At 69.9% G+C, this 16,513-nt stretch carries 13 protein-coding genes; 7 read left to right on the top strand and 6 right to left on the bottom strand.

Annotated features, from left to right (window positions below):
• Positions 1-55 precede the first annotated feature (55 nt).
• The 5 genes from ACP5M5_RS03660 to ACP5M5_RS03640 form a co-directional block, all read right to left on the bottom strand.
• The gene (locus ACP5M5_RS03660) at positions 56-1,168 is read right to left on the bottom strand and encodes an HlyD family secretion protein (RefSeq protein WP_427935612.1); all 1,113 of its coding nucleotides are present in this window, start codon (positions 1,166-1,168) and stop codon (positions 56-58) included.
• Between the two features lie 114 nt (positions 1,169-1,282).
• Entirely contained in the window at positions 1,283-3,013 is a 1,731-nt protein-coding gene (locus ACP5M5_RS03655; RefSeq protein ID WP_427935610.1) for an ABC transporter ATP-binding protein, read from the bottom strand.
• Positions 3,010-4,161 carry a CCA tRNA nucleotidyltransferase gene (locus ACP5M5_RS03650; RefSeq protein ID WP_427935608.1) on the bottom strand — a complete coding sequence of 384 codons (1,152 nt, stop codon included), beginning with the start codon at positions 4,159-4,161 and terminating at the stop codon, positions 3,010-3,012. Before ACP5M5_RS03650 ends, ACP5M5_RS03655 begins: the two co-directional genes overlap by 4 nt.
• Before the next feature lie 13 nt (positions 4,162-4,174).
• Positions 4,175-4,774: a CoA pyrophosphatase gene (locus ACP5M5_RS03645; protein ID WP_427935607.1), complete on the bottom strand. Its 600-nt coding sequence runs from the start codon at positions 4,772-4,774 to the stop codon at positions 4,175-4,177.
• Between the two features lie 16 nt (positions 4,775-4,790).
• Complete coding sequence (locus tag ACP5M5_RS03640; protein WP_427935606.1) at positions 4,791-5,366, bottom strand: DUF1285 domain-containing protein; 576 nt, start codon at positions 5,364-5,366, stop codon at positions 4,791-4,793.
• Between the two features lie 266 nt (positions 5,367-5,632).
• On the opposite strand from ACP5M5_RS03640, the gene ACP5M5_RS03635 reads away from it, so the two are divergent.
• The 7 genes from ACP5M5_RS03635 (at position 5,633) to ACP5M5_RS03605 (ending at position 14,077) form a co-directional block, all read left to right on the top strand.
• The gene (locus tag ACP5M5_RS03635) at positions 5,633-6,628 is read left to right on the top strand and encodes an AAA family ATPase (protein WP_427935605.1); all 996 of its coding nucleotides are present in this window, start codon (positions 5,633-5,635) and stop codon (positions 6,626-6,628) included.
• Positions 6,625-7,479 carry a DUF58 domain-containing protein gene (locus ACP5M5_RS03630; protein ID WP_427935604.1) on the top strand — a complete coding sequence of 285 codons (855 nt, stop codon included), beginning with the start codon at positions 6,625-6,627 and terminating at the stop codon, positions 7,477-7,479. The genes ACP5M5_RS03635 and ACP5M5_RS03630 overlap by 4 nt, the downstream gene beginning before the upstream one ends.
• A complete protein-coding gene (locus ACP5M5_RS03625) occupies positions 7,476-10,139 on the top strand; it encodes a DUF4159 domain-containing protein (RefSeq protein ID WP_427935603.1) in 2,664 nt (887 codons plus the stop codon). Before ACP5M5_RS03630 ends, ACP5M5_RS03625 begins: the two co-directional genes overlap by 4 nt.
• The gene (locus tag ACP5M5_RS03620; protein WP_427935602.1) at positions 10,136-12,217 is read left to right on the top strand and encodes a hypothetical protein; all 2,082 of its coding nucleotides are present in this window, start codon (positions 10,136-10,138) and stop codon (positions 12,215-12,217) included. Before ACP5M5_RS03625 ends, ACP5M5_RS03620 begins: the two co-directional genes overlap by 4 nt.
• A gap of 123 nt (positions 12,218-12,340) precedes the next feature.
• On the top strand, positions 12,341-12,784 hold the full coding sequence (locus ACP5M5_RS03615; RefSeq protein WP_427935601.1) for a TspO/MBR family protein: 444 nt from the start codon (positions 12,341-12,343) through the stop codon (positions 12,782-12,784).
• Positions 12,785-12,801: 17 nt separating this feature from the next.
• Positions 12,802-13,482, top strand: a complete 681-nt coding sequence (locus ACP5M5_RS03610) for a hypothetical protein (RefSeq protein ID WP_427935600.1) — start codon at positions 12,802-12,804, stop codon at positions 13,480-13,482.
• A 46-nt stretch (positions 13,483-13,528) separates the two neighbouring features.
• Positions 13,529-14,077, top strand: a complete 549-nt coding sequence (locus ACP5M5_RS03605) for a hypothetical protein (RefSeq protein ID WP_427935598.1) — start codon at positions 13,529-13,531, stop codon at positions 14,075-14,077.
• Positions 14,078-14,107: 30 nt separating this feature from the next.
• On the opposite strand, the gene ACP5M5_RS03600 is transcribed toward ACP5M5_RS03605, so the two are convergent.
• Positions 14,108-16,498 carry a xanthine dehydrogenase family protein molybdopterin-binding subunit gene (locus ACP5M5_RS03600; RefSeq protein WP_427935597.1) on the bottom strand — a complete coding sequence of 797 codons (2,391 nt, stop codon included), beginning with the start codon at positions 16,496-16,498 and terminating at the stop codon, positions 14,108-14,110.
• Between the last annotated feature and the right edge of the window lie 15 nt (positions 16,499-16,513).

Raw genomic sequence — 16,513 nt, 5'->3', positions numbered from 1 at the left:
CGCGGATCGCCAGCGGCAAAACGTCAACAGCAACGGTTTTTTCCTCATAGGCGCCCTAACGCACGGTCACCGTCGGCTCGACGGAAATGCCGAGCGGGAGTGGCAGTTGCGGGTCAAGCCCGCTGTCGATGTCGATTTTCACCGGCACCCGCTGGACGATCTTGACGAAATTGCCGGTGGCGTTTTCCGGCGGGAAGGCGGTGAATTTGCTGCCCGATCCCTTCTGGATGCTGTCGACATGGCCGGTGAGGGCAAGCGCGGGATAGGCATCGACCCGGATCATGACTTTCTGCCCCGGGCGCATGCGATCGAGCTGGGTTTCCTTGAAATTGGCGGTGATCCAGACTTGCGGCGAGACGATCGCGAGAATCTGCTGGCCGGGCTGGACGAAATTGCCAAGCTCGACATTGCGCTTGGTGATCCAGCCATCCTGCGGCGCGGTGACGTTGGTGAAGCCGAGATTGATCTCGGCCTGATCGAGCGCTGCCTGCGCCGCGTCCACCTGGGCGTCGAGCTGCTTCACCTGGGTTTCCGCCGCCGCGATGTTCTGGGCGACGAGATTGGCCTCGGTGAGCTGCGCTTGCGCTTGCCGCACGGCGGCGTCGGCCTGGTCGGCGGCGGCGATGGCGGCATCGAGCAGTTCGCGCGTGGTCGCCGCCGGCGGCAAGGCGCGCTGACGGCGGAGATCGGATTGCGCCTTCACCGCCGCCGCTTGCGCCGAGGCCACCGCCGCTTGCGCCGCCGCCTGGCGGGCGGGGTAGGTGGTTTTGGCGATGTCGAGGCTGATGCGGGCATTGTCGCGCTGGGCGCGCGCGAGTTCGAGCTGCCCGCGCGCCTGGTCGCGGGCGGCGCGGAACGGGCGCGGGTCGATCGCGACCAGAAGATCGCCGCGATGGACGAACTGATTGTCATCGACCGCGAGAGTGATCACGTTGCCCGAGACTTGCGGCGCGATGGTGATGGCGCGGCCGTCGGTATAGGCATCATCGGTGCTCACCTCGTCGCGCGTGAGATACCAATAATAGCCGGCGGCGGCGACGACGCCGAGCACGATCAGCGCGAACAGCCCGCGTTTCCACGGCAGCCGCCGCCGCGAAGGCGCGCGGAGCGGCGCGTCGCGCGCGATATCGGTCGGTGCCGGCTCCTCGGTATCCTGATAGTCCGCCATGCGTCAGCTCCTTGCGGCGCGGGATGAGAGCAGTCTCGCCATGCCAATAAAACCGAACCGTTCGGTCAGCAAGCCATTCCCTGGTGTTCGTTGCGGCGTCGTCATTGCGGGACCTTAATCGACGAAAGCCTGCGTGCGCACCAGCCGGGCGTAAAGCCCATCCTCGGCGAGGAGCGCGCGATGTCCACCCTGTTCGGCGGTGCGGCCGGCCTCCAGCACCACCACGAGATCGGCATCCCGCACCGTCGAGAGCCGATGGGCGACGACGATGGTGGTGCGGCCGGCGCGCAGCCGGGCGAGGGCGGCTTGCACCGCGGCTTCGCTTTCGGCGTCGAGCGCGCTGGTCGCCTCGTCGAGCAGCAAGATGCGCGGGTCGCGGAGAATGGCTCTCGCCAGTGCCACGCGCTGCCGCTGGCCGCCGGAAAGCCGCTGCCCGCCGGGGCCGACGCGGGTTTCAAACCCCTCGGGCAGGGTGGTGATGAACTCCCCCGCCGCCGCCAGCGCCGCCGCCCGCACCGCGGCATCGCTCGCCCCCGGCCGTCCCATGCGGATATTGGCGGCGATGGTATCATCGAACAACAGCGCGTCCTGGCCGACATAGGCGATGGCATCGCGCAATGAGGCGAGTGTCACCGCCCGCACATCGGCGCCATCGACCAGAACCCGCCCGGCGCTTGCGTCCATCAGCCGCGGGATGAGCGCGAGCGCGGTCGATTTTCCCGCCCCCGACGGCCCGACCAGCGCCACCGTCTGCCCGGGTTCGGCGGTAAACGAGAGCCCGCGGAGCCCGGCGCGGCCATCGGGATAGGAGAACCAGACGGCATCGAACACCACCTGCCCGTGGCCCATGGGCAGCGGCGGCGCGCCCGGCGGGTCGACCACCGACGCCGGCTCGTCGATCACCGCGAAGATGCGGACGAGACCGGCGAGCCCCTCCTGCAGCGCCGCATTCATCGTCCCGAGGGCGCGCAGCGGGCGCGAGGCGATGAGGAGGGCGGCGACGAAGCCGGTGAAATTGCCGACGCTCGCCCCCCCCATCGCCGCCCGCCAGCCGGCGAAGCCGATCACCGCCGCGACCGCGACGCCGCCCAGCACCTCGAGCACCGGGTCGATCCGCGCGCGCGCGCGCGCCATGCCGTAAAGCGCCCGGTAAAGCCGCGCGAAGGCGCCCTCGGCGCGCGCCGTCTCGGCCGCTTCGAGGCGATAGGCGCGGACGGTGCGCGCCTGCGCGAAGCTTTCATGCAACAGCGCCGCGGTCTCGCCCATGCGTTCCTGCATGCCGCCCGAGGCCCGGCGCACCCGCCGCCCGACCCGGTCGATCGGCAGCGCCGCCAGCGGATAAAGCGCCGCCGCGATCAGGCTCAGCATCCAGTCGAGATAAAGCATCGAGCCGATCAGCCCGACCACCGTCAGCACATCGGCGATACCGTTCACCGCCCGCGTCATCGCCTCGCGGATCACCGTCGCATCGGTGGTGAAACGGGCGGCGAGCTGCGCCGGCGCCTCGCGCTCCAAGCGCGCGAGATCGGCGCGCACGAGATGGCGGAACATGTCCCCTTGCAAGCCGCGGATGGTCTGCAGCACCACGTTCTGGACCGCGACATTCTGAAAATACTGCGCAAGCGCCTTGATCGTGGTGATCGCGAGTACGAGCGCCGGCACCTGATAGAGAATCCGCGCATCTTTCGCGGCAAACAGCGAAAACGCATGCTCGATCACCACCGGATAGAGCGCCGTCGCGCCCGACATCAGGAGGGTTGCGACGATGACGAGGCCGACCCGGCGCCATTGGCCGCGGATCTGTTCGCGCCAGAGCCGGCGCAGCAGCGTGAGCGTGCCGGTCATGACGCGGTGGTCTCCTTGACGAGGTCGGCGAGGATGGCGCGGCACGCCGCGGCGTCGGGGCAGCCGGCTTGCAGCCACCGCGCCCGGGTTTGCGCAAGCAGACGGCCGATTTCGGGCCCTGGCGGCACCCCGAGCGCGAGGACATCGCGCCCGGCGAGCGGGAACACCGGCGCTGGGGTCGCGCTGATCTCGGCGGCGAGCGCCTCGTCGCCGGCGATCAGGGCGCGGCCGGCGAGGATGTCGGCCGGGGTTTCGGCGAGCGCTTCCCTGAGACAGCTTGGATCGGGCGGCGGCGCGCGGAAGGCGGCAAGGCGGGCGCGCTCGGCGCGGGAGAGATGGAGGCGATCGGCGAGTGCTTCGGGATCGCCGCGCAGAATGGCGGCAAGGCGGAGCAGCGGATCGGGGCACGCCGGCAACCTCGCCCCGGCATCGGCGCCTTCGGGCAGCACGGCGGCGAGCACGCCGAGTTCGGCCATCAGCCGCAGGGTCGGCGCCGGATCGGGGGCGGCGAGCAGGCGTTTTATTTCGCTCCAGACTCTCTCCGGCGACAGCCCGGCAAGGCCGGGGATGGCAGCCTGCAGGCTTGCTTTCGTTGCCGCATCCGGCGGAGTGCGGCCATAGCGCGCCTGAAACCGAAAAAACCGGAGGAGGCGGAGATAATCCTCGGCGAGGCGGCGCGCCGGATCGCCGACGAACCGCACCCGCCCGGCGGCGAGATCGTCAAGGCCGCCGCAATAATCGTAAACCGCCCCGTCCGGCGTCATCGAGAGGGCGTTGATGGTGAAATCGCGCCGCTCGGCATCCTCCTCCCAGGCATCGGTGAAGGTGACGCGGGCATGGCGGCCATCGGTTTCGATGTCGCGCCGGAGCGTCGTGATCTCGACGGCGCGCGGGCCGGCGAGCGTCGTCACCGTGCCGTGGGCGAGCCCGGTCGGGATGGTGTGAAGCCCTGCCCGGCGCAGCGCCGCCATCACCTCGTCCGGCGGCAGTGGCGTTGCGAGATCGATATCGCTGACGGCGATCCCGAGCACGGCATCGCGCACCGCGCCGCCCACCACCCGCGCCGAGGGGAGGGCCGCGAACACCCGCGCCAAGGCAGGCTCGGCGAGGAAAGCCGGCGGCGGAAGGTGGCAAGCCGGGAGGGTCATAGGCGAGAGGCTATCACATACCGGGAAGGCTGCGCAGGGCTTCGGCGAACTGCACCAGGATCGCCGCCGTCGCCCCCCAGATGACATGCTCGGGGTGCGGATAGACCCAGAACTCGCGCATCATGCCGCGAAAGGGGGCGCGCTCGCGGGTTGGCGCGGCGGGATCGAGCACGGTTGCGAGCGGCAGCGCGAAAATCGCTTCGACCTCCGCCGGCGCTGGGCGAAGCGCCATCCCGGGCGGGATCAGGCCGAGCACCGGGGTGATGCGAAAGCCGGTGCCAGTCACATGATCGCAAAGCCGCCCGGCCAGCTCGACCTGCGCGGGATCGAGGGCGATTTCTTCCTCCGCCTCGCGCAGCGCCGCGGCCTCGGGCGAGGCATCGGTGGGGTCGATGCGGCCGCCGGGGAAGCTCACCTGGCCGGCATGGCGGGCAAGGGTCGCGGTGCGTTTGGTCAGCAGCACGGCCGGCTCCGACCCGAGCACCAGCGGCACCAAGACGGCGGCGGCAATCTGCGCGCCTTCCCAGGGTGGGGGTTCGCGCGCTGGCCCGCCACGCAGCGCGCCGCAGCGGCCGAGCGCGGCAAGGCGGGCGCGCAACTCCTGCTCGGTCATCGCTCGCGCGGCGTCGTTAGAGATCGTCGTCGGTGCAAGAGTCACCGAGGGGGAAAAACCGCCCACAGCTCCAGACGCCGAGCCGTCGCTCACCGTTCACGTCATGCGGTTCGGCCAGCGCTGCGAGTTCGTAATAGACCGGACGGGCGATACGGGCTTCGATCGGGAACCGCCCGGCGCCATCACGAAGCTTGATATAGGGCGTTGGCGCGCAGGTGATCGGGTCGTGGGCGATCCGGATCGGGTGATCGGGCCCGGCGGTGACGATTTGGTCGATGTTGGTTCTAAAGGAAAGCACTTGATCGCGGCCGGCGCCGCGCCAATCGACCTCGACGGCGACGAAGGGCGCGTCCTCCACCTCGATGCGGCCGCGCTCGCCTGGCGTCTCCAGCCAGAAACTGCCATCGGCTTCGCGCTTCAGAACCGAGGCGAAGAGGCAGACCAGCTCTTTGCGCCCAATCGGGCTGCGGCAATAGAGCCAGGTGCCATCGCGGCGGATGAGAAAGGGCATGTCGCCACACTCCACCGGCATCCGCTCGGGGCGCGAGAACGCCGCCGCCTTCTTCATTCCGATGGCTCCGATGTCGTTCATGTTCAACCTCTCTCGCCGGTTCTCCGCCCCGCCGCCAACGCGCCTCAAGCGTTCGCGACCCCTCGGGGGCTCGCCCTGCGTAACCCGTGTCCCACATATAGGAACGCTTGCCGGGGCGAGGAAAGAGCGCGCATAGAGATTTCGCGTGCCTTACGTTGCATCTTGGGCCTTCGCGCCGAGCCCGCTCGCCGGCGGCTCTTTGCGGGCGAAGATTGCGAAGGCGAGCGGCGGACGAAAACGGGACAACCAAGGATGGGGCTGCGGTGATGGCGGGCGATAGCGAAAGCACCTTGGCGCTGGCTGAGATCGAGAGGCTGGCGCCGCGTCTCGCAGCACTCCGCGCCGAGATCGGCCAGGCGATTTTCGGCCAGCAGGCGGTGGTCGAACAGACCCTGATCACCTTGCTCGCCGGCGGGCATGTCCTGCTCGTCGGCGTGCCGGGGCTCGGCAAGACGCTTTTGGTCGAAACACTCGGGACGGTGCTCGGCCTTAGCGCGCGCCGGGTGCAGTTCACGCCCGATCTGATGCCGGCCGATATTCTCGGCAGCGAAGTGCTCGACGAGGGCGCGGACGGCCGGCGGCGCTTTCGCTTTCTGCCGGGGCCAGTGTTCTGCCAGCTTCTGATGGCCGATGAGATCAACCGCGCGAGCCCCCGCACCCAGTCCGCACTGCTGCAGGCGATGCAGGAGGGGAAGGTTGCGATCGGCGGCACCGAACATCCCCTGCCGCGGCCGTTTCACGTTCTCGCGACGCAGAACCCGATCGAGCAGGAAGGCACCTATCCGCTGCCCGAGGCGCAGCTCGATCGCTTCCTGATGGAAATCGATATCGGCTATCCCGATCTCGCCGATGAACGCGCCATGCTGCTCGCAACCACCTCCGATCGCGAACTTGCGCTCCGCCCGGTGATCGATGGCGAGGCGCTGCGTGCCGCGCAACGCCTGGTGCGGCGCTTGCCGGTCGGCGAAAGCGTGGTCAGCGCGATCCTGGCCCTGGTGCGCGGCGCCCGCCCCGAAAGCGCCGCGCTCGCCGATCTCGCAAGCCAGATCGCCTGGGGGCCGGGGCCGCGCGCGGCGCAAGCGCTGATGCTCGCGGTGCGCGCCCGCGCCCTGCTCGACGGCCGGATCGCGCCCAGCCTCGATGATGTCGTGGCGTTAGCGGCGCCGGTGCTGCGCCATCGCATGGCGCTCACCTTCGCCGCCCGCGCCGACGGGGTAACGCTCGCCGGGGTGATCGCGCGGCTGGTGGAACGCCTGGGATGAGGGCGGCGGCGCGCCGGGCGGAAGCGCTCGCAGCGCGGCTGCCGCCCTTGCTGCTCGCCGCCGAGCGGGTGGCGGCGACGGTCGCCGCTGGCCTGCATGGCCGCCGGCGGGTCGGCGAGGGCGATAGTTTCTGGCAGTTTCGGCCTTTCGCCACCGGCGATGCGACGGCGCGCATCGATTGGCGGCAATCGGCGAAATCGCATCGCACGTTCGTCCGCGAAACCGAATGGGAGGCGGCGCAGACCTGCTTTCTCTGGCGCGATGCCTCGCCCTCGATGCGCTGGCGCTCGCCCCTGGCGCCGGTCGAGAAAGCAGCACGCGCCGAGCTTTTGCTGCTTTCGCTTGCGGCGCTTTTGCTGCGCGGCGGCGAGCGGGTGCGGCTGATCGACACCGCAACCCCGTTTTCCGCCGGCACCGCAGCCCTCGCCGGCCTCGCCGAGGCGCTGGCGCGCGCGCCGGAAGGCGCCGGCCTGCCGCAAGCGGGCGCGCTGCCGCGCTTTGCCACGGTCGTGCTGATCAGCGATTTTTTGAGCCCGATTGCGGAGATCAGCGCCCTGCTCGGCCGCTTTGCGGCGCTTTCGGCGCGCGGCGTGTTACTGCAAATCCTTGACCCCGCCGAGCGCGATCTTCCCTATGACGGGCGGGTGAGGTTTCTCGGCCTGGAAGGCGAGGGGGAGATGGTCATTCCGCGCGTCGAAGGGGTGCGGGCGGCCTATCAGGCGCGGCTTGCGGCGCAAACCGCGGCGGTCGCCGAAAGCGCCCGCAAGGCCGGCTTCGGCTTTGCGAGCCACCTCACCGACCGGCCGCCGGAGACGGCGTTGCTTGCGCTTTATATGGCGCTCGCGGCATGAGCTTCGAGACGCCTTGGCTGCTTGCCGCGCTCGCCCTGCTGCCGGTGCTGTGGTGGCTGCTCCGCGTCACGCCGCCGGCGCCGCGGCGGCAGAGTTTTCCGGCCTTGCGCTTGCTCCTCGGCCTCAAACCCGCCGAGGAAAGCGCCGCGCGCACGCCGCTCTGGCTGCTCGCCCTGCGCCTGCTCGCCGCCGGCCTCATCATTCTCGGCCTTGCCGGGCCGATCAGCGGCGGCGGCGGCGCCTTGCCGGGCAGCGGGCCGCTGCTCCTCGTGATCGACAATTCCTGGGCCGCCGCCGCGACGTGGGGGGCGCGCCGGGACGCTGCCGAGGGGGTTCTCGACCGCGCCGAGCGCGCCGGGCGGCCGGTTGCGGTGCTGGCGACGGCGCCGCTCCCCGATGGCACGCCGCCGCGCCCGACACCGCCGATGCCGGTCGCCGACGCGCGGGCGCGCCTGGCCGCGATCGTCCCCGAACCCTGGCCCCCGGCGCGCGCCGAGGCGGCGGCGGCGCTCGCGGCAAAGTCTTGGCCGAATGCCGGCATCGTCTATCTGCCCGACGACCTCGCAGCACCCGATGAACGCGGCTTCGCCGCCGCCCTCGCCGCGATCGGCCCGGTTCTGGTTTTGCAAGGGGCGCCGATGCCGCCCCGGCTTTTGCTGGCGCCGCGGGTCGCCGGCGAAGCGCTCGCGGTGCGGCTTGCGCAGTTGCCGGTTGCCGGGCCGAGCCCACCCGCCATCGTGCTTGCCGAAACCGGCGATGGTCGCGCCTTGGCGCAAACCACGATCACGCTCGGGCCTGGGGCGGCGGGCGGCGAGGCGGCGTTTCGCCTGCCGCCGGAGATCCGCAATCAGCTCGCCCGGCTGGTGCTGGCGGGGCCGGCCTCGGCGGGTAGCGTGGTTTTGCTCGACGAGCGCTGGCGCCGCCGCCCGGTTGGGCTCGCCGCGGCGGACGCGATCAGCGCCGAGGTGCCGCTGATCGGCGATCTCTACTATCTCCGGCGCGCGCTCTCGCCCTATGCCGAGATCCGCGAGGGCAATCTCGCCGATCTGCTGGCCCGGCCGCTCTCGGTCCTCATCCTCGCCGACCGGCCGATCGCCGACGCCGATGAGGCCGCCGCGGTCGCCCGTTTCGTCGATGGCGGCGGCGTTTTGGTCCGCTTCGCCGGGCCGCGGCTCGCCGAACACCCCGACAGCTTCCTGCCAGTGCGGCTGATCACCGGCGATCGCGCGATCGGCGGCGCGATGTCTTGGGGGCAGCCCGCGCATCTCGCACCGTTTCCGCCCACCTCGCCCTTCGCCGGCCTTTCGGTGCCCGATGAGGTGACGATCACCCGCCAGGTGCTCGCCGAGCCGACGGCGGCGCTCGCCGGCCAGACTTGGGCGGCGCTCAGCGACGGCACACCGCTGGTGACCGCCGCGGCGCGCGGGGCGGGGCGGGTCGTGCTGTTTCATGTCACCGCCAATGCCGATTGGTCCAATCTGCCGCTCTCAGGCCTTTTCATCGAGATGCTGCGCCGGATCGTCGGGCTTTCCGCCGGGATCGCGGCGCCGCGCGATGCAGCGCCCCTCGCCCCCGCCGAGACGCTCGACGGGTTCGGCGTGCTCGGCCCGCCAGGCTCTAGCGCGCGCCCGCTCGCCGTCGCCGCGTTTGCGACGACGCCGCCCTCGCCCGCCTTCCCGCCTGGCCTTTACGGGCCGGAAAACGCCCGCGTTGCACGCAATCTCGCCGACGGCCTGCCGCCGCTCGCCGCCGAAGCCGCGATCGCTGGCGCCCGGGTCGCAGATTATGGCGCGCTTGGCCGCACGCGCGCGTTCGGCCCCGACCTGCTGGCGGCGGCGCTCGCCCTCTTCGCCCTCGATCTGCTGCTTTCGCTGTTCCTGCGCGGGGTTTTGCGCGCCCGCTGGGCGGCGCTCGCCCTTCTCCTCGCCGTGCCGGTCGCAGGGCGCGCGGAGATGCCGGCGAGCGACAATCCGGCGCTGCAAACGCGGCTCGCCTATGTCGTGACCGGCGATGAGGATGTCGATCGGGTGTCACGGAGCGGCCTTGCCGGGCTTTCCGATTACGTCAACGAGCACACCGCCGCTAGCCTCGCAGCACCGACCGCGGTGACGCCGGGGAGCGACGATCTGAGCTTCTATCCGCTGCTCTACTGGCCGATCACCACGGTGCCGCCGGCCGCCGGCGAGGTCGCGGCGCTCAATGACTATATGAGCCATGGCGGCATCATCCTGATCGACACCCGCGACGCCGATGCCGGGGCCGCGTTCAACCCCGGGGGGGCGGCGATGCTGCGCCGGCTCGGCGTCGCGCTCAGTATTCCGCCACTCGCGCCGCTCACCGTCGATCACGTGCTGGCACGGACCTTTTATCTGCTCCGCGATTTCCCCGGGCGTTATGACGGCGCGACGGTCTGGGTGCAGCGCGATCAGGACCGCAGCAATGACAGCGTGAGCCCGGTGATCATCGGCGCCAATGACTGGGCGGCGGCCTGGGCGACCGATGCCGACGGCCATCACCCTTACGCCGTCATCCCCGGCGGCGAGCGCCAGCGCCTGCTCGCCTATCGTTTCGGGGTCAATCTCGTGATGTATGCCCTGACCGGCAATTACAAGGGCGATCAGGTCCATGTGCCGGCACTTCTGGAGCGGCTTGGGCAATGAGCGCGGCCAACACGATCGCCGCCCTCCGCTTCGCGCCGCTGGTGCCGCTCTGGCTGCTCGGGCTCTTGGCGCTCGCGGCGCTGGTCGTGCTGGCGCCGGCGCTGTGGCGGCGGGCGCGGGGGGTTTGGTGGCGGCTGGCGGCGTGTCTCGTGTTGGTGCTCTGGCTCGCCGGGCCACGCCTGGTGCAGGAGACGCGGCAAGGCTTGAGCGATATCGGTGTGCTGGTGATCGATCACAGCGCCTCGATGGCGATCGGCGAGCGCACCGCACTCGCCGAGGCGGCGCGGGCGCGGCTCGTCGAAGACGCGGCAAAATTCCCCGACCTCGAGCTTCGCAGCGTCACCGTCCCCGATACCGGCCATGACGGGACGCAGCTTTTCGCCGCGGTGCGCCGCGCGCTCGCCGATATCCCCGAAAGCCGCCGCGCCGGTATCATCGCGATCACCGATGGCGAGGTCCATGACATTCCCGCCAAGCCCGATTGGGGGGGCGCGCCGCTGCAGGTGCTGATCCCGGCCAAGGGCGAGGAGACCGATCGCAGCCTCCGCGTCATCGAGGCGCCGGGCTATGGCATCGTCGGCCATTCCGTCACTCTGAGGGTCGAGGTCGACGATCTCGGCGTCGCCCACCCAGCGCGCGAGACGGCGCTGACGTTGCGGCGCGATGGCGAGCCGCCGCGCGTCCTGCAAGCGCCGATCGGCCGGCCCTACGATATCGAAATCCCGATCACCCGCGCCGGCCCCACCGTGATCGATCTCCAAGCGGCGCCCCTTCCTGGGGCGGTGACGGCGCTCAATGCCCGCGCCGTCGTCACCATCAACGGCGTGCGCGATCGCCTGCGCGTTCTCCTGGTCTCTGGCGAGCCGCATCCCGGCGAGCGCACCTGGCGGCGGCTTCTCAAAGCCGATCCGGCGGTCGATCTCGTTCATTTCACCATCCTGCGCCCGCCCGAGAAGGATGATCTGACGCCGCTCAACGAGCTTGCCCTGATCGCCTTTCCGGTGCGCGAATTGTTCCAAGTCAAGATCAACCAGTTCGATCTGATTATTCTCGACCGCTTCCAGAGCCGCGGCATTCTTCCGATGATCTATCTCCAGAATATCGCCGACTATGTTCGCCGGGGAGGGGCGCTGTTGATGAGTGTCGGGCCGGAATTCGCCGGCCCCGGCAGTCTCGCCGCCACCCCGCTCGCCGATATTCTGCCGGCCGAGCCGGCGGAGGGAGAGGATGCGGTGGTCAACGGCGCGTTCCGCCCGGAGGTGACGGCGCTCGGCGAACGCCATCCGGTGACCGCCGATCTTCCCGGCTGGCATACGGGCGCGCAGCCCACCTGGGGGTCGTGGTATCGCCATATCGCGGTCGGCGAGGGGCATGGCCAAGTGGTGATGCAGACGCCGGACGGCCAGCCGCTCTTGCTGCTCGATCATGTCGGCAAGGGGCGGGTCGCGCTGTTGCTTTCCGATCAGATCTGGCTCTGGTCGCGCGGCCATCAGGGCGGTGGGCCGCAAGCGGAACTGTTGCGGCGGGTCGCGCATTGGCTGATGAAGGAGCCCGAGCTCGAGGAAAACGCCCTTTCGGCGCGCATCGAGGACGGGCGCCTCTTGATCGAAAGCCGCAGCCTCGCGGCCCATCCGCCGGGCGCGGTGACGGTGACCGACCCCGAGGGCCGGAAGATCACGCTCGCGCTGAGCGAGACCGCGCCGGGACGGGCGACGGCGACACTACCGGCGAGTGTGCCCGGCGTGTGGCGGGCAGACGCGGACGGGCGCACCGCTTTCGCCGCAGCCGCCGGCGGCGACCCGCTGGAAATGGCCGATCTCCGCGCCACCGCGACCAAGCTCGCGCCGCTGGTTGCGGCGAGCGGCGGCAGCATCCATTGGCTCGACCCCGACGGCGCGCCGGCGCTCCGCCGCACCGAACCCGATGCCCGCGGCGCCGGCGCGCATTGGATTGGCTTGCGCCGCAATCACGATCACATCGTGACCGGCATCGCGGCGTTGCCGCTCTTGCCGAACGTCGCCGCATTGGCGATCATTCTCGCGCTCATGCTCATCGCCTGGCGGGAAGAAGGCCGATGAGCGGCGCCGGTCATCATCGACAGCAGGGAGGGGTGTGTCTTCCAAAACATCGATTCCCCTGAACGCGGCACATCACCGGGCGCGTCCCCGCCTTGGCCGGCTCTGCTCGCGCTGATCGGGTTCGTGGGGCTCGCGTTGCTCGTTGGCGGCGCGTCCGGCGCGGTCACCGAGATTTCGGTGCATGATTGGTATCCTTCGCTCACCCGCCCGCCCGGCACGCCGCCCAACCGGGCTTTCCCGGTGGTCTGGTCGGTGCTCTATGTGCTGATCGGCGTTGCCGGCTGGCGGGTCTGGCGCGAGCCGCGCGTCGTGACACCCCGGCGGGCGCGGGCGCTCAGCCTCTGGGGCTGGCAATTGCTGTGCAATGCGCTCTGGACGCCGGCGTTTTTCGGGCTCGAAAGCCCGCTCGCCGGGCTTGCGGTGATGGCGGCGCTGATCGCCATGATCGCCATCACCATCGTCGCTTTTTCGCGTATCGATCGGCTTGCCACCACGTTGATGCTGCCTTATGCGGGCTGGGTGCTCTATGCTGCCTATCTCAATGCCGGATTTTGGTGGCTGAACTGAAGGAGCGAGAGGGTTCGATGCGCGTTTTTGCCGATCATCGCTCGCGATGGCGCGCCGGTGCGATCGCGCCGGCGCTGGCGTTGGCGACGCTGCTCGCGACGGGCTTGGTGCCGCATGGCGCGTTCGCGCAGGTGGCGACCCCTGGCCTCGGCGGCGCGGGCGGGGGCGCGGGCGGCGCGCCGGGGGGCGCCGGGCCGGCCGGCTCCAACGCCAGCGACAAGGAAGCGCCGGCGCTCGCGCCCGCCTTGCCGGGCGCGGTTTCGACCACCGATCAGGTCGCGCCGGCGAGCAAGCCGGCGGCGGAAATGTCCCCCAATGACGCGCTGTTTGACGCGATCGAGCGCGGCGATCTCGCGGGTGTGCGCGATGCGCTGTCGCGCGGGGCGCAACTGAACGCGCATGACGTGCTCGGCGAGACGCCGCTCGAGCTTGCCGTCGATCTCGGCTGGCATGCGATCGCGTTCACTTTGCTCTCGATGCGCGGCGCCGCCAGCGGCGACAACAACGCGCAGAATGGGGTTGCGGATATTTCGGTGCTGAGCCGTTCCGAATCCAAAATGGCGGCGCTGACGCGGCTGCCGGAAGCGGCGCCGCGTGGCGGGCACGCGGCACCGGCCGGCGCCATCGCCACCGAGATTGCCTTCACCGGCACGCCCGACCCGGCGGCGGGCTTTCTCGGCTTCGCGGCACCCCATTGACGCTGTGCCCGCGTGCCTTGCGTTTTCTTGGAGGAGATAGGGTTCGATGACGAACGGAAAGCAGACCCCGGCGCGGCGGCTGGTGGCGGCGGGGCTGGCCGCGCTCTGGCTCGCGCCCGCGTTCGCCGCCGCGGCCGAGCCGTGTGCGCGGCCGGCGGACAAAAGCGCGTTCGATGTCGCGGCCTTGAAAAGCCGCCTGATGATCACCGCGCTGACCTGCAACGCGCACGACAAATACAACGATTTCGTCACCCGCTATCGCCTGACCCTCGATCAGCAGGACAAAATCCTCGACGCCTATTTCGCGCGCGCCTATGGCCGCGCCGCGCGCAAGCGGCATGACGATTACACGACGCTGCTCGCCAATACCCTCTCCGAACAGGGGTTAAAGCAGGGCACGCAGTTCTGTGATCAGAATCTCAACGCCTTCGCCCAGGTGATGGCGCTGCATGACGGCGCCGCACTCCCTAATTTCGCCGCCGGCCAAGCGATCGTGCAACCGATTTCGCTCACCCTCTGCCCGGCCGCGCCGGCCGGCAAAACCAAGGCGAAGACGCAAGCGCAAAAAAGCCAGACGCAGAAATCGTCGTCCTGACCGGCGCCGCGACAAAGCGGGCGTGCCGCGTCAGGCCGCAGCGCCGCTTTGGATCGCCGCCAGCACGCTCTCGGGCGTGATCGGCAGCGCCGCAACCCGCGCCCCGAGCGGCGACAGCGCGTCATTCACCGCGTTCAAGACCGCGGCCGCCGCGCCAGCGGTGCCGGCTTCGCCCGCGCCTTTGGCGCCAATGGTCGACTCGGCGGTGGGCGAGCAGAGATGGGTAATGTCGATATCCGGCATTTCGGCCGCCATCGGCACCAGATAATCGGCAAGATTGGCGTTTTGCAATTGCCCCTCGGCATCATAGCGGCAGTGTTCGAACAAGGCGGCGCCGAGCCCCTGCACCACGCCGCCGCGGATCTGTTCATCGACGAGGCGGGGATTGATCACCCGGCCGCAATCTTCGACCACGAAATGGCGGAGCAGCGTGACCATGCCGGTTTCGCGATCGAGTTCGAGATAAGAGCCTTGGACGCCATTGGTGAAGGCGAAGGGATATTCGCGCGGCACGTAATGGCGGGTCGCGATCAGCTCCGGCTGGAGGCCTTCGGGCAGGGTGTCGGGGCGGAAATAGACGATGCGCGCGAGTTCGGCGAGATCGAGCCGCCTATTGCCCGTCTCGCGATCGACGATGGCGTTGTCGCTGATGTCGAGATCGTCGGGCTTGGCTTGCAGGATGGCGCCGGCGACGGTGAGGATCTGCGCGCGCAAGGCGGCGGCGGCGCGCCAGGCGGCTTCGCCGGCGATGCCCGCCCCGCGTGACGCCCAGGTGCCGCCGCCATAGGGCGTCATATCGGTATCGCCGAGGACGACGCGCACCCGCGCCATCGTTACCCCGAGCGCGCTCGCCGCGATCTGCGCGATCATCGTCGCACTTCCCTGGCCCTGCTCGGTGACGCTGCTTTGGAGGGTGACGTTGCCGCTGGCATCGAGCCGGACGACGGCGCCATCCTGGGAGGAAATCCGTGCCCCGCCGACGCCATAAAACGCCGCGCCGGGATTGGTGATTTCAACGAAGCTCGCAATCCCGATGCCGCGCAGAATGCCGCGCTCGCGCAGCCGCGCTTGCTCGCGGCGAAGGGACGGATAATCCATCATCGCCGCGATCTTCTCATGGGCGGCGTGATGCGACAGCGCTTCAAAGCGCAGGCCAGCCGCCGAGCTGCAGGGATAGGCGTCATCGGCGATGAGATTGCGCCGCCGCATCGCCAGCGGATCGAGCCCGAGGGCGGCGGCGGCGCGGTCGATCAGCGATTCCGTCACCGTGGTCGCGATCGGGTGGCCAACCGCGCGATATTGGCTCATCGGCGTTTTGGTCTGAAACACTACCCGGGCGCGCGCCCGGTAATGGGCGAAATCATAGGGGGCGCCGACGAGATTGACGACCTGATTGGCTTCGACGGCGCTGGTGCGGGGATAGACGGAATAGGGGCCGATGCCGGTGAGATCGTCGATCGCAAAGGCGGTGATGCGGCCATCGCGCATGACGCCGATGCGGGCGGTGACGCGATGGTCGCGGGCGTGGATGTCAGAGGCGAAACTCTCCAGCCGGTCGGCAACGAACTTCACCGGCCGGGCGAGGAGACGCGCGAGGGTGACGGTCGCCATCTCGTCGGGATAGGCATGGACCTTGATGCCGAACGAGCCGCCGACATCATGGCAGAGGATGCGCACTTGCGCGTCCGAAAGGCCGAGCTGGGTCGCATAGATGTTTTGCAGCATGTGCGGCGCTTGCGTGCCCTGATGCACCGTGAGCCGCTCGGCCGCCGGATCCCATTCGGCGAGCACCGCGCGCGGCTCGAGCGTCACACCGGTATGGCGGCCGAAGGTCAGGGTCTCGGTGATCACCTGGTCGGCGCTGGCAAAGGCGTCATCGACGGCGCCGACCTCGAGCAGGCGCTCGAAGGCGAGATTGTCGCCGAGTTCGGGGTGCAGCACCATGGCGCCGGGGGCGAGCGCGGCTTCGGGATCGGTCAGCGCCGGCAGCGGCTCATAATCGACGACGACCCGCTCGGCCGCGTCTTCGGCGAGCGCGCGGCTTTCGGCGACGATGGCGGCCACGGCTTCGCCCTGCCAGCAGGCGCGCTCGATCGCGAGCGGGTATTGCGGCGGCGATTTCAGCCCTTTGAGATGGCTGAGCACGCCAACCCAAGGGCGAACATGCGCTGCGAGATCGGCGCCGGTGAACACCGCGGCAACGCCGGCCAGCGCGCGCGCCGGCGCGGTGTCGATCGCGCGGATGCGGGCATGGGCGTGGGGTGAGCGCAAAAAAACGACATGCAGCATGCGCGGGACGACGAGATCGGAGACGAAACGCCCGCCGCCGCGCGCGAGCCGCGCCGCATCCGGCCGCGGCACGGCGCGACCGATGTAAGAATTCGGCCGATCGAGCGGCGAAAGCCCGCCTGTCCCGCTCATCCGCGACACCTCATC

The sequence above is a fragment of the Acidibrevibacterium sp. genome, assembly GCF_049965395.1.
Taxonomy (GTDB): Bacteria; Pseudomonadota; Alphaproteobacteria; order Acetobacterales; family Acetobacteraceae; genus Acidibrevibacterium; species Acidibrevibacterium fodinaquatile.
Note: the sequence above shows the minus strand (reverse complement) of the source record. Positions and strands in the feature narration are given on the sequence as shown.